Annotated in this window: 12 protein-coding genes, 2 pseudogenes and 1 riboswitch; of the genes and pseudogenes, 7 read left to right on the top strand and 7 right to left on the bottom strand. The window is 73.1% G+C overall.

Annotated features, from left to right (window positions below):
* Positions 1–52 precede the first annotated feature (52 nt).
* Positions 53–211, bottom strand: a riboswitch (FMN riboswitch).
* A 45-nt stretch (positions 212–256) separates the two neighbouring features.
* Both ribD and rpe read right to left on the bottom strand, forming a co-directional pair.
* A complete protein-coding gene (gene ribD / locus FK529_RS16135) occupies positions 257–1,249 on the bottom strand; it encodes a bifunctional diaminohydroxyphosphoribosylaminopyrimidine deaminase/5-amino-6-(5-phosphoribosylamino)uracil reductase RibD (protein ID WP_146563083.1) in 993 nt (330 codons plus the stop codon).
* Positions 1,250–1,251: 2 nt separating this feature from the next.
* Positions 1,252–1,929 carry a ribulose-phosphate 3-epimerase gene (gene rpe, locus FK529_RS16130; protein WP_146563081.1) on the bottom strand — a complete coding sequence of 226 codons (678 nt, stop codon included), beginning with the start codon at positions 1,927–1,929 and terminating at the stop codon, positions 1,252–1,254.
* A gap of 190 nt (positions 1,930–2,119) precedes the next feature.
* On the opposite strand from rpe, the gene FK529_RS16120 reads away from it, so the two are divergent.
* The 3 genes and pseudogenes from FK529_RS16120 to FK529_RS16115 all read left to right on the top strand — a co-directional run bounded on the left by FK529_RS16120 (position 2,120) and on the right by FK529_RS16115 (position 4,099).
* Positions 2,120–3,031: an LGFP repeat-containing protein gene (locus FK529_RS16120; RefSeq protein ID WP_158635139.1), complete on the top strand. Its 912-nt coding sequence runs from the start codon at positions 2,120–2,122 to the stop codon at positions 3,029–3,031.
* Between the two features lie 124 nt (positions 3,032–3,155).
* Positions 3,156–3,506: pseudogene (locus tag FK529_RS21070) on the top strand (type IV toxin-antitoxin system AbiEi family antitoxin); the annotation flags it as partial.
* A 272-nt stretch (positions 3,507–3,778) separates the two neighbouring features.
* Positions 3,779–4,099, top strand: a complete 321-nt coding sequence (locus FK529_RS16115) for an endonuclease domain-containing protein (protein ID WP_146563075.1) — start codon at positions 3,779–3,781, stop codon at positions 4,097–4,099.
* On the opposite strand, the gene FK529_RS16110 is transcribed toward FK529_RS16115, so the two are convergent.
* Genes FK529_RS16110 through def form a run of 3 tightly spaced genes read right to left on the bottom strand, consistent with a single transcriptional unit; the run spans position 4,096 to position 6,922 of the window.
* Complete coding sequence (locus tag FK529_RS16110; RefSeq protein ID WP_193559716.1) at positions 4,096–5,454, bottom strand: RsmB/NOP family class I SAM-dependent RNA methyltransferase; 1,359 nt, start codon at positions 5,452–5,454, stop codon at positions 4,096–4,098. The two genes, FK529_RS16115 and FK529_RS16110, sit on opposite strands and share 4 nt — an antisense overlap.
* Positions 5,451–6,386: a methionyl-tRNA formyltransferase gene (locus FK529_RS16105; protein ID WP_146563073.1), complete on the bottom strand. Its 936-nt coding sequence runs from the start codon at positions 6,384–6,386 to the stop codon at positions 5,451–5,453. Before FK529_RS16105 ends, FK529_RS16110 begins: the two co-directional genes overlap by 4 nt.
* A complete protein-coding gene (def, locus tag FK529_RS16100; protein WP_146563071.1) occupies positions 6,386–6,922 on the bottom strand; it encodes a peptide deformylase in 537 nt (178 codons plus the stop codon). The genes FK529_RS16105 and def overlap by 1 nt, the downstream gene beginning before the upstream one ends.
* Positions 6,923–7,066: 144 nt before the next feature.
* Between def and FK529_RS16095 the strand changes: the two genes are divergently transcribed.
* On the top strand, positions 7,067–8,119 hold the full coding sequence (locus FK529_RS16095) for an alpha/beta hydrolase family protein (RefSeq protein WP_146563069.1): 1,053 nt from the start codon (positions 7,067–7,069) through the stop codon (positions 8,117–8,119).
* A 37-nt stretch (positions 8,120–8,156) separates the two neighbouring features.
* Here the strand turns inward: FK529_RS16095 and FK529_RS16090 are convergent, their stop codons facing one another.
* On the bottom strand, positions 8,157–8,633 hold the full coding sequence (locus FK529_RS16090) for an Lrp/AsnC family transcriptional regulator (RefSeq protein WP_146563067.1): 477 nt from the start codon (positions 8,631–8,633) through the stop codon (positions 8,157–8,159).
* A gap of 152 nt (positions 8,634–8,785) precedes the next feature.
* On the opposite strand from FK529_RS16090, the gene pdhA reads away from it, so the two are divergent.
* The 3 genes from pdhA to FK529_RS16075 are packed head-to-tail and all read left to right on the top strand — an operon-like array spanning position 8,786 to position 12,204.
* The gene (pdhA, locus tag FK529_RS16085) at positions 8,786–9,913 is read left to right on the top strand and encodes a pyruvate dehydrogenase (acetyl-transferring) E1 component subunit alpha (protein WP_146563064.1); all 1,128 of its coding nucleotides are present in this window, start codon (positions 8,786–8,788) and stop codon (positions 9,911–9,913) included.
* Between the two features lie 3 nt (positions 9,914–9,916).
* Complete coding sequence (locus FK529_RS16080; protein ID WP_146563062.1) at positions 9,917–10,921, top strand: alpha-ketoacid dehydrogenase subunit beta; 1,005 nt, start codon at positions 9,917–9,919, stop codon at positions 10,919–10,921.
* A complete protein-coding gene (locus FK529_RS16075; RefSeq protein ID WP_146563060.1) occupies positions 10,918–12,204 on the top strand; it encodes a dihydrolipoamide acetyltransferase family protein in 1,287 nt (428 codons plus the stop codon). Before FK529_RS16080 ends, FK529_RS16075 begins: the two co-directional genes overlap by 4 nt.
* 25 nt (positions 12,205–12,229) lie before the next feature.
* On the opposite strand, the pseudogene FK529_RS16070 reads toward FK529_RS16075, so the two are convergent.
* Positions 12,230–12,542: pseudogene (locus tag FK529_RS16070) on the bottom strand (primosome assembly protein PriA); the annotation flags it as partial.

Below are 12,542 nucleotides of genomic sequence, written 5' to 3'. Positions count from 1 at the left end.
CGCTCCTGGCGCTCTCGGCCTCAGGGCGGCACGACGACGCGGGATACATCCGCGTAGTTCTCTTTCATCCGGACTATGACCGTCGGCTCCGGGATCGCACCGGAATCTGCTGACCCCCGCCTCGCGGCGGGGCGCTCGCGGGCTCGGACACCGGGATCGCCCGGAGTCCATCACCGCCGGTGGGGAATCGCACCCCGCCCTGAGAACTTCCGCCTCCGAACCTAGCACTCACCGTCCGCGACCCCAAGTATTGGGCTCATTCGGAACGCAACAGGGTGACCAGCAGGTCGTCGCCGAGCCGCTCGACGGTGTCCAGGCGGAACCGGGTCCCGTCGGCGAGAGTTCCCACGCCCGGCACCGTCAGGGCCGGCAGCCCGGCGCCGAGCAGGACCGGGGCGATGTAGGCCTGGACGCGGTCCACGAGGCCGGCGGCGACGAAGGCGCCGATCACCGTGGCGCCGCCCTCGACCTGGACGTGCAGGGCACCGCCGGCGGCCTCGAGCGCGGCGCGCGGGTCTCGTCCGCGGACCAGACGCGCCTCTCCCGGCCCGGTGAGCACCTTCGCATCGGCGGGGATCTCCCGCTCCCCCAGAACGATCCGGGTCGGTTGGTGTGCGAGCGGCGCACCGTCGGCAGCGCGGGCGGTGAGGGCGGGGTCGTCGGCGAGGACGGTGCCGGTGCCCACGATGATCGCGTCGAGCTGGGCCCGTTCGGCGTGCGCGCGGCGGCGCGCGGCGGGCCCCGTGATCCATTGACTGGTGCCGTCGGGAGCCGCGATCCGGCCGTCGACGGTGGCCGCCAGCTTGGCGGTGACCATCGGGCGGCCGTGACGCTGCCGGAACAGCCACTCGGTCAGGGGCCACGGCTCGACGGCGAGGTGCTCGACCTCGACCCCGGTGGCGCGGAGGGTGCGCGCTCCCCCGGCGGCGACGGGGTCCGGGTCGGCGGCGGCGTACACGACGCGAGCGATCCCGGCGGCGATCAGCGCCTGCGTGCAGGGCCCGGTGCGGCCGGTGTGGTCGCACGGTTCGAGGGTGACGACGGCGGTGCCGCCGCGTGCGGCCTCTCCCGCGTCGGCCAGGGCCACGACCTCGGCGTGCGGGCCGCCCGCGGGAGCCGTGCGGCCCCGTCCGGCGAGGGTGCCGTCGGCCGCGAGGATGACGGCGCCGACGGGCGGGTTGGGCGTACTGATCCCGCGGGCGGGCGCCGACTCCTCGACAGCCAGGGCGAGCGCGGCCTGCAGGTCCACGGTCAGGGGCGCGGGACGGCGGCGGCCTGGGCGCGGAGTTTGAGCAGCGCCTCGGCGGGGTCGGCGGCGTTGTACACGGCGGAGCCGGCCACGAAGCAGTCGACGCCCGCCGCGGCGGCCTGCTCGATGGTGTCGGCGTTGATGCCGCCGTCGATCTCGACGAGCAGGCGCAGCTCACCGGAGTCGACGAGGCGGCGCGCGGCCCGGACCTTCTCCAGCACGTCGGCGATGAACGACTGCCCGCCGAAGCCGGGCTCGACGCTCATGACCAGCAGTGTGTCGAAGCTGGCGAGGATCTCGATGTAGGGCTCGAAGGCGGTGCCGGGTTTGATCGCGAGGCCGGCCTTGCCGCCGGCGGCGCGGATGTCCTTGGCGACGGCGACGGGATCGTCGGTGGCCTCGGCGTGGAAGGTCACGTTGTACGCGCCCGCCTCGGCGTACGGCGGCGCCCAGCGGCCGGGATCGTCGATCATGAGGTGGCAGTCCAGCGGGATCGTCGTGGCCTTGAGCAGGCTCTCGACCACCGGGAGGCCCAGCGTGAGGTTCGGCACGAAGTGGTTGTCCATCACGTCGACGTGCACCCAGTCGGCACCCTCGGGCCCACCGACGGCCTCCACTTCGGCCCCGAGTCGGGCGAAGTCGGCGGAGAGAATGGACGGCGCGATCATCGGCGAAGACATGCGTCGGATTCTACGTCTGTGGGTGCGCGGTCCGGCGAGCACACGAGGCCGGGGCGGCGGCGCGACTGCGTCGGCCGAGGATTCACACACGCGCATCGCGTCGTCGTTGTGTTCCATTTGTCACTCTAGTAACATCAGCCTCATCAACCACACGGGTAACTCTCGTGTCACCGATTGTTGAGAGGTCGTCATGCGGATCGCACGCACCACCGTGACCACGTTCGTCGCTGTCGCCGCGGCTGCCCTCGTCGCCGCGGCACCCGCCATGGCCGATCCCGTCGCGCCGGCCGTACCCGCGGTCCCCGTCGCGCCCGCGGCGGCCCCCGCCGCACCTGCGGCACCGCCCGCCGCCGCACCTGCCGCGCCCGCACCGGCCGCAGCGGGCACCCCGCTGGTCTCCACCGCCAACGCGGTTCCCGCTTCCGCGCAGCCCGCGCTGGCCGAGCTGGCGAAGACGCCCGGTGTCCAGCAGATCCTCGCGACCGGCCAGCTCCCGACCACCGACGTGGCGACGCTGATGAAGATGTTCGGCAGCGACCCGAACGCGCAGAAGCTCCTCGGCCAACTGCTCGCCGGTCAAGCCGCGGCGACCACCCCCGCAGCCGACACCAAGCCCGACGAGCCGCTCAAGTTCGCGGTCACCGGCGCGATCAACGACACCTTCACCAAGGACGGCGGCCAGAAGAAGTACGGCCAGCCCCTCGGCGTCGAGAAGGACGTCGCGGGCGGCGCGAAGGCGCAGGAGTTCACCAAGGGCACCATCTACTGGAACCCGAAGGTCAACGGCGGCAGGGCGGCAGGCGTCACCGGTGCGATCCGCGATGTCTACCTCAAGGAGGGCGGCCCCACCGGCAAGCTGGGCTTCCCGCTGATGAGCGAGCTCTCCGTCGGCGGTCCGACCGCCGGCTCCGTCGCGGGCGCCTACAACGACTTCCAGAACGGCTCGATCGTCTGGTCGCCCGAGAACGGCGCGCACGTCGTCTCTGGCAAGATCAAGGACCAGTGGGTCAAGGGCGGCGGCGCCTTCGGCATGGGCTACCCGAAGGGCGACGCCAAGAACGGCGCCCAGGAATTCACCAAGGGCGGCGTCCTCAAGGCCTGAGCCACCCCCTCCTCGCAATTGAACGACGTTCTGGAGAGTAAAACCGCAGGTCGGAAACTCCAGAACGTCGTTCAATTGATTGGGCGGGGATCCGATCGCAGGGCTGGTGCGTCCAATTGATGTGATGGGACGCAGGCGGGAACTCCTCGGGGGCCGGACCGAGCATGCTCTCCGGCGGGAGTCGACCCCCGTCATCCACGGCATCCGCCACGACGGCGCTGCAAACCCGTCGGACGACGACATTCTCGCTGCGCTCGAGTTCGCCTACCCCGATCTCGTGTTCGTCGGCTGGAGCGCCGCGGCTCTGCACGGCGTCGAGTACGCCGCCGGCCACAGACCGGAGATCTGGCTCCCCGCACAGGGGAAGCGACGCGGCGTGATGATGCGCTGCGGTCACCTTCCGGCCGAGGACGTCGTCACCGTGTCCGGACACGTCGCCACATCGATCGTTCGCACCGCCGTCGACCTGGCGCGATTCGCCGAGGGTGACGAGAAGATCGTGGGGGTCGATCAGTTCATCGGCGTCGACCGGCTAGGCAGGTCCCTGACCACGAAGGCCGCCCTTCTCGCCTACCTCGACGCACATCCCGGCCTGTACGGAGCGAACCGGGTCCGCGCCGTCGTGGCCGAGGCCAGCAATGGCGCGCACTCCCCTGGGAGACGTACTCCCGCCTCGTCGTCCATCGATCGGGCCTCGACTTCTTCCGCCCTCAACAGCCGGTCCCGGGGACGCCGTTCCACGTCGATCTGGGCTCGGCGCGGTATCGCGTCGCCATCGAGTACGACGGTGGCTACCACCGGTCGGGTGAGCAGCAGCGCATCGACATCGCGCGATGGAACGCGATCACCGGACAGCAGTGGACGATCATCCGCGTGACGTCGCCGATGCTGCTGAGCGGCCGGGCGGCGTTCCTCGACCGCATCGCCCGCGAGCTACGCACCCGAGGCTGGCAGGGACCGTCGCCGACCGTCCCGCCCCTCAAACTCCCGAAGATCCACCGATTGAACGACGTTCTGGAGAGTAAAACCGCAGGTCGGAAACTCCAGAACGTCGTTCAATCGGGTTAGCGTTTGCGGAGGGCCTGGAAGAACATGGCGTCGGTGCCGTGGAGGTGCGGCCAGAGCTGGACGTGCGGGCCCTCACCCAGCGGCAGGCCTGTCTCCGGGACCAGGGGGCGGGTGTCGATGCGCTCCAGTCCGGCGGACGCGAGGAGCTCGTCGTCGCCGACGATGCCGAGCGTCTCAGCCACGTGCGGCGAGCAGGTCGCGTAGAGCACGACGCCGCCCGGCCGGGTCAGGGCCGCGGCCGCGGCGAGCAGCTCGCGCTGCAGTACCGTCAGACCCGCGACATCGCTCGGCTGCTTGCGCCACCGCGCCTCGGGCCGCCGGCGCAGCGCGCCGATGCCCGAACACGGCGCGTCGACCAGCACGCGGTCGTAGCCGGGCTCCAACCCCGACGCGCGGCCGTCGGCGACGTGCACGTCGACGGGGAGCCCGCGCACCGCCTTGCGCACCAGCTCCGCGCGGTGCTCCGCGGGCTCGACCGCGTCGACGCGGGCCCCGTCGATCGAGGCGAGCGAGCCGAGCAGCGCGGCCTTCCCACCCGGCCCGGCGCACAGGTCGAGCCAGCGGCCGCCGTCGGGACCCTCGAGCGGCGCGACGGCCGCGGCGCGGGCCACCAGCTGCGACCCCTCGTCCTGCACCCCCGCGAGGCCGTCGCGGACGGGCTCGAGCGCGCCGGGGTCGCCGCCGGGCAAGTACACCGCGTAGGGCGAGAGCCCGCCCGTCTCCCCCTCGACGATGAGCGCGAGCTCCTCCGCCGAGATCTCCCCCGGGCGCGCGACGAGATGCACGGGCGGCCGGGAATCGTCGGAGGCAAGCAGCGCCTGCAGCTGCCCCATCGACCTTATCCCGTTGGCGCGGAGCGCATCCCAGAAGGCCTGGGCGATCCAGCGCGGGTGGGCGTACTGCACGGCCAGGTGCCCGAGCAGGTCGTCCGCGGCCGAGGGGGCCACGCGGGCGACCCAGGTGTCCTCGTCATCCTTGGAGACCTTCCGCAGGACCGCGTTGGTGAAACCGGAGGCGCCACGGCCGGACGTGGCCTTGACCGCGTCCACCGTCTCGGAGACGGCGGCGTGCGCCCCCACCCGGGTGCGCAGCAGCTGGTAGACGCCCAGTCGAAGCGCGTCCAGCACCGGACCGTCGATCTCGGCGACCGGACGTCCCGAGGCGTCTTCGATCACCGCGTCGAGCAGCCCCTGGGCGCGGCAGGTGCCGTAGGTGAGCTCGGTCGCGAAGGCGGCGTCGCGGCCCGTGAGCCGCTTGTCCCGGAGCAGGCCCGGCAGCACGAGGTTGGCGTAGGCGCCGCGCTCGCGGACGGCGGCGAGGGTCTCGAGCGCGGCGCTCCGCGCGGGATCGGTCACCGGTCGGCGCCGAGGATCGTGCCGGACTCGGCCCTGGCGCCCCGCGCCCAGTCGGCGGCGGGCATGGGCTTCTTGCCGGGCGGTTGCACGGTGCCGAGCCGCAGCGGCGCCGTGGCGGTGCCCACGTGGACCTCGCGCTTGCCGACGCGCAGCTCGCCGGGCGCGAGGCGCTCCGCCTCGGGGGCGACGACCGCGGGACCGAGCTTGAGCCGCGCGTCCCCGAGCGGCACCCATGCGCCGGGCGCATCGGTCATGGCACGGATGTGCCGGTCCACGGCACCGGCGGGCAGGTCGAAGCGCACGCGCGCGGCGTCGACGGTGACCTTCGGCGCGTGCGAGACGCCGTCCGCGGACTGCGGCTGGGCCTGCAGGGCGCCGGCCGCCACCCCGTCGACGGTGCGGGTGAGCAGCTCCGCGCCGTGCTCGGCGAGGCGCGCGAGCAGCACCGTCGCGGTGTCGTCGGAGCGGATCCGCTCCGTGAGCACGCCGAAGACCGGACCGGTGTCGAGGCCCGCTTCGATGCGGAACGTGGAGGCGCCGGTCACCTCGTCGCCGGCCTCGAGCGCCGCCTGCACCGGAGCGGCGCCGCGCCACGCGGGGAGCAACGAGAAGTGCAGGTTGATCCACCCGTGGTCGGGCACGTCCAGCAGGTCGGGCGGGATCATCCCGCCGTAGGCGACCACCGGGCAGCACTCCGGCGCCAGATCGACGATCGCCGCCCGCGCCTCCGGGTCGCGCAGGGTCGCGGGTGTGAGCACCGGGATCCCCGCCTCGTCGGCGACCTGCCCGACGGGCGAGCGCCGCACGCCACGGCCTCGCCCGGAGCGGGCGTCGGGACGGGTGAGCACGCCGACGACCTCGTGGTCGGAGGCGAGGAGAGCGCGCAGCGCCGGCACGGCGGGCTCGGGGGTGCCCGCGAAGAGGAGCCGCATCAGGCGCGGCCCCCCGCGCCGGCGGCGAGCGTGGCGGCCGGGTCCGTGAACCACGGGGAGCTGCGGATGACGCACATCACGGCCTTGCGCTCCTCGGGGGCGAGCCTACTGAGGTACAAGACGCCGTCGAGATGGTCGCTCTCGTGCTGGATGCAGCGCGCCAGGAGCTCGGTGGCCTCGAGGGTCACCGGCGCCCCGGTGAGGTCGACACCCTCGGCCACGACGTGCAGGTGGCGCGTGCATTCGCCGCGCACCTCCGGGATCGACAGGCACCCCTCGGCCGCGGTCTGCAGCTCGTCGCCGACGGCGCGCCAGACCGGGTTGATCAGGTGCCCCTCGCGCCCGCCGCAGGCGTACACGAACACCCGCTTGCTCACGCCCACCTGCGGCGCGGCCAGGCCGACGCCGTTGTGGTGGTGCATCGTGTCGATCATGTCGTCCACCAGGCGTGCGAGGTCGGCGTCGAAGACCGTCACCTCGTCCGCGGGGGTACGCAGGACGGGGTCGGGATAGATGCGAACGGGGAGCACACTCATTCCCCCATTATCCAGCCCGGACCGGCCACAGGGCACGCGCACCGGTCACAGCGGCGCGCCCGCGGTGGCAGTGCGAGCGAGGGTTGCCTTAGGATTCCCGACAGAAACGCCACGAACCGCCCCGCCGGGCGAGAGAGGGTCGACGTGCTGTTCGCGCGCGCCCGGCGGCCGCTGGTCGGTGCCGCCGTATGCCTTTCCGTGCTCTTCGGCACGGCATGCACCACCACCGTGCAGAGTGGAACGGGTGCTCTGTCGTCGACGGCACCGGCGGCTCCCTCCACGTCGTACCCCCCGACGAACCCGGCCGCGGTGGTCGGCACGTTCCCGGTCACGGCGCCGCAGCGCATCGTCTACCCCACTCCGGACGGCGCCCCGGATCCCGCACAGAACTACGGCGAGCTGTACCTGCCGGCCAATCCTGCGCTGCAGCAGAACCCGTCGGGCGGTCCACTCAGCGCGCGCACGACGATCGAGCTCCCCGCCCAGATCCCCGTCGTGGTGCTCCTGCACGGCGGCGGCTGGCGCACGCCGTCGACGGCGGAGTCGATGTCCGAGATGGCGCGCTCGCTCGTCAGCCACGGCGTCGCCGTCTGGAACGTCGAGTACCGCCGGATCGGGGCGGGCGGCGGCTACCCCGTGACCCTCACCGACACGGCAGCGGCGATCGACTTCCTGCAGACGGTGAAGGCGCAGCACGCGCCGAACCTGGACCTGAAGGACGTGGTCGTCGCCGGGCACTCCGCGGGCGGCCAACTCGCCGTGTGGGCCTCCGCCCGTTCGATGCTCACGCCGGGCGCGATGGGCAGCGTGCCCGCGGTCACCCCCGCCGCGGTGGTCTCGATGGGCGGCGTGCTCGACATGCGTCGTGCGGTGGCCGACGGCAACGTCAACACGCGCCTGTTCCTCGGCCTGCCCGACGAGTTCCCGCAGCAGTTCGCCGTGGCCGATCCGATCCAGAACATCAACCCCGCGGTCCCGGTGACGTGCTTCAACGGCACCGCGGACCGCGTCGTCCGTCCCGCCGGATGCGAGGCCTTCGTCGCCGCACTGAAGGCCAAGGGCGGCCGCGGCGAGACGGTGCTGCTACCCGATGCCGGGCACAACGTCTACCTCCCCTCGCAGTCCCAGAACCGGTACTGGCCCGCCGTCCAGAAGGCGATCCTGGGCTACGTCGACGAGTTCCGGCCGCGCGAGTGACGGGACTCGCCGACGCGATGCTCGCGCTCGGCGTCGACTAGGCCCGCTCGGAGAGCGCGCCGGGGCCGTCGGCCTCCTCGAAGACCAGCCACGTGCGGGTCGAACGCACGCCCTCGAGCGCCTGCAGCCGGACCAGCACCACATCGCGCAGGGCGGCGTTGTCCGGCGTCCGCACCAGGAGCACCACGTCGAAATCCGCGCCGACCAGGGCGAAGTGCTCCACGTAGGGCAGCTCGCGCAAGTGCTCGGCGACGCCCTCCCACGCGTCCTGGCGGATCGACAGGGCGATGTACGCGGAGGTGCCGTACCCGGCGCGCGCGTGGTCGACCCGGACCGTGTAGCCGCGCAGGACCCCGGTCCGCTCCAGTCGTTCCACGCGCACGTAGGCGTTGGCGCGCGAGACGTGCACGCGCTCGGCGAGCGCGCGCATGGAGATCCGTCCGTCCTCGGCGAGCACCTCCAGGATCCGCCGGTCGAAGTCGTCGAGATCCGGGTGCTCGGCACCGTACGCCATCCGTCCACCTCAGTCCGATTGGGCGCCCGAATCACGGACGATCGGCGCCGAATTCTGCTCACAGTACGTCCTTCGTCTCGCACATACCGGCGTCACCGCGAACTCCGTCCGCCGGTGCCACTCTCATGAGCACCCGGACCAGGGAGGACGACATGACCACTATCAGCGACCTCGCGGGCGAGCCGACGTACCGGAAGTTCCTTCCGGCCGACACGCCCGTGCAGTACCTCGACGAGGCGGGCGAGCTCACCGATTCGCACGCGCGTTACCCGCACCCCGACGACGACCGATTGGTCGAGATGTACCGCCGCATGGTGTTGGGACGGCGGTTCGACGCGCAGGCCACGGCGCTGACGAAGCAGGGCCGGCTCGCCGTCTACCCGTCCTCCCGCGGCCAGGACGCCTGCCAGATCGCCGCCGCGATGTGCCTGCGCCCGACGGACTGGATGTTCCCGACGTACCGCGACTCGGTGGCGCTCGCCGCCCGCGGCGTGGACCCGGTGCAGGTGCTGACCCTGCTGGCCGGCGACTGGCACTGCGGCTACGACCCGGCCGCCCTGCGGACCGCACCGCAGTGCACCCCCCTCGCCACGCAGCTCCTGCACGCCGCGGGCGTGGCGCACGGCGAGCACCTGCGCGGCACCGACACCATCGCACTCGCGCTGTGCGGCGACGGCGGCACCAGCGAGGGCGATTTCCACGAGGCGCTCAACTTCGCCGCCGTCTTCCACGCCCCGGTGGTCTTCCTGGTGCAGAACAACGGTTTCGCGATCAGCGTGCCGCTCTCCCGGCAGACCGCCGCCCCGAGCCTGGCACACAAGGGCGTGGGCTACGGCATCGGCTCCGAGCAGGTCGACGGCAACGACCCGATCGCCATGCTCGGCGTGATGCAGGAGGCGGCCCACTACGTGCGTTCCGGCAACGGTCCGGTGATCGTCGAGGCGCACACCTACCGGATCGACGCGCACACCAACGCCGACGACGCGACCCGCTACCGCTCGTCCGCAGAGGTCGAGGAGTGGGTCCGGCGCGACCCGATCACCCGGCTCGAGACGCACCTGCGGACGCGCGGCCGGATCGACGACGCCGTCGTCGCCGCGGTCGCCGACGAGGCCGAGGCCGCCGCCGCGGACCTGCGCGCCCGGATGAACGCCGACCGCCCCGTCGACCCCGCGGACCTGTTCCGCCACGTCTACGCCGAACCCACCCCGCAGCTGCGCGAGCAGCAGGCGCAGGTGGAGGCCGAGCTCGCCGCTGCGGCGGACAACCGGGAGGACTGAGACATGCCCCGACACACCATGGCCCAGGCCCTGAACACGGCCCTGCGCGATGCCCTCGCCGCGAACCCCGACGTGGTCGTCTTCGGCGAGGACGTCGGCACGCTCGGCGGCGTCTTCCGCGTCACCGACGGCCTGACCAGCGAGTTCGGCGCCTACCGTTGCTTCGACACGCCGCTCGCGGAGTCGGGCATCGTCGGCTTCGCCATCGGCATGACCATGGCGGGCTACAAGCCCGTGGTCGAGATGCAGTTCGACGCCTTCGCCTACCCCGCGTTCGAGCAGATCGTCTCGCACGTCGCCAAGCTGCGCAATCGCACCCGCGGAGCCCTCTCGGTGCCGATGGTGATCCGCGTGCCCTACGCCGGCGGCATCGGCGGCGTGGAGCACCACTGCGATTCCAGCGAGGCCTACTACGTGCACACGCCCGGCCTGAAGGTCGCGGCGCCCGCCACCGTCGACGACGCGTACACCCTGCTGCGGCGTGCGATCGACGATCCCGACCCCGTCGTCCTCCTCGAACCCAAGCGCCTCTACTTCGCCTCGGCGGAGACCGATCTCACGATCGGCGCGCCGCTGGGCCGGGCGGTCGTGCGGCGCGCGGGCACGGACGCGACGCTCGTCGCGTACGGCCCCTCGGTGGACGTGGCGCTCGACGCCGCGGAGGCCGCTGCGGCGGAGGGTCTCTCGCTCGAGGTGGTCGATCTGCGCACCCTCGTCCCGTTTGACGACGAGACCGTGACGGCATCGGTGCGGCGCACGGGGCGGTGCGTGGTGGTGCAGGAGGCGCAGGGCTTCGCGGGTCTCGGGGCCGAGATCGCGGCTCGCGTGCAGGAACGCTGTTTCCATCACCTGCACGCCCCGGTGCTGCGGGTGAGCGGACTCGACATCCCCTATCCCCCACCGAAGCTCGAACGGCTGCACCTACCAGGCGTCGACCGGGTCCTGGACGCCGTCGACCGGCTGCAGTGGGACGACCGGGTCGACGCCCGCTGGGCGGTGGCACCGTGAGCGATCAGATCTTCCTCCTCCCCGACCTCGGCGAGGGACTGACCGAGGCCGACGTCCTGTCCTGGCGTGTCCGCGTCGGCGACACCGTGACCGTCGACCAGGTGGTCGTCGAGGTCGAGACCGCCAAGGCCGCGGTCGAGGTGCCGGTCCCGTTCGCGGGCACCGTCACCGCCCTGCACGGCGCGCCGGGCGAGACGCTGCGCGTCGGTGCGCCGCTCATCTCCGTGGGCGTCGCGGGCCCGACGACGACGGCCGCCCCGCCCCTCGACGAGCCCTCGGGGAACGTGCTCATCGGCTACGGGACGAGCGCGGACAAGCCCGCCCGCCGGCGGCGCGCGGCGGCCCCGGAGCGCGCCGCCGACCCCGCGGCGACCCGGGATACCGCCCCCGCCCCGCCCCGCGAACAGGCGGCGCCGACCGTCACCCGCGTCATCTCGCCCGTCGTGCGCGACCTCGCCCGCGAGCACGGGGTGGACCTCGCCACAGTGCGGCCGTCGGGCGTGGGCGGCGTCATCCGCCGGGCCGACGTCGACGCCGCGCTCGCCGCGACGACCGCGCCGTCGGGTCCCGCGCCCGCGGCTTCCCGGAGCGACGTGCGGATCCCGCTCAACGGCCTCCGCAAGACCGTCGCGGACAAGCTCGCCACGAGCCGGCGCGAGATCCCGGAGGCCACCACCTGGGTCGACGTGGACGCCACCGCGCTGCTGGCGGCGCGGGCCGCGATGAACGCGACGCTCCCGGACACCGAGCGGGTGAGCCTGCTCGCGCTCCTCGCCCGCCTGGCGGTCGCGGCGTTGCGGCGGTACCCGCAGCTCAATTCCTCCGTCGACGCCGATCGCCGGCAGATCGTGCAGCACGGACGGGTGCAGCTCGGAATCGCGGCGCAGACGCCGCGGGGCCTGGTCGTGCCCGTGATCGCCGACGCCGACGCCCTGCCGACGGTGGAGCTCGCGCGGCGGCTGACGGAGATCACCGCCCTCGCCCGGGACGGCAAGCTGCCGCCGGCGCGGCTCACCGGGGGCACCTTCACCCTCAACAACTACGGCGTCTTCGGCGTCGACGGCTCCGCGCCGATCATCAACCACCCCGAGGCGGCGATACTGGGCATCGGCCGGATCATCGATCGGCCCTGGGTGGTCGACGGCGCGATCGTCGTCCGCAAAGTCGCCCAGATCTCCCTCGCCTTCGATCACCGCGTGTGCGACGGCGGCGAGGCGGGCGGCTTCCTGCGACTGTTCGCCGACTACGTGGAGGACCCCGTCCGGGCGCTCGCGCACCTCTGATCCCCGGCGGACGCCGGCCGGTCCGTCAGCCGATCCGCAGTGGGTCGATCTGGATGCGAACGGGGGCGCCCTCGCGACGCAGGCTCCGTCCGACCTGCGCCAGGAACAGGGCTCGCGCGAGCGCGCGTCCCTCCCGCCGCGCGACGCGCACCAGCAGCCGCTGCGGCGGCGGGCCCTCGTCGGGGGCGCCGGGGATCCGCACCCCGGGCGGGAGGTCGACGGGGCCGAGCACCTCGGCACCGTCGGGCAGGGCGGCGGCGTCCGCGACGGCCCGGACGTCGGCCTCGGCACCGTCGCGAGCGGCGAGATGCGTGGCCGGCGGGAAGCCGACCTCCGCC

The sequence above is a fragment of the Tsukamurella asaccharolytica genome, assembly GCF_007858435.1.
Taxonomy (GTDB): domain Bacteria; phylum Actinomycetota; class Actinomycetes; order Mycobacteriales; family Mycobacteriaceae; genus Tsukamurella; species Tsukamurella asaccharolytica.
The sequence above is the reverse complement of the archived record's forward strand: the minus strand, read 5'-3'. Positions and strand labels throughout refer to the sequence as shown.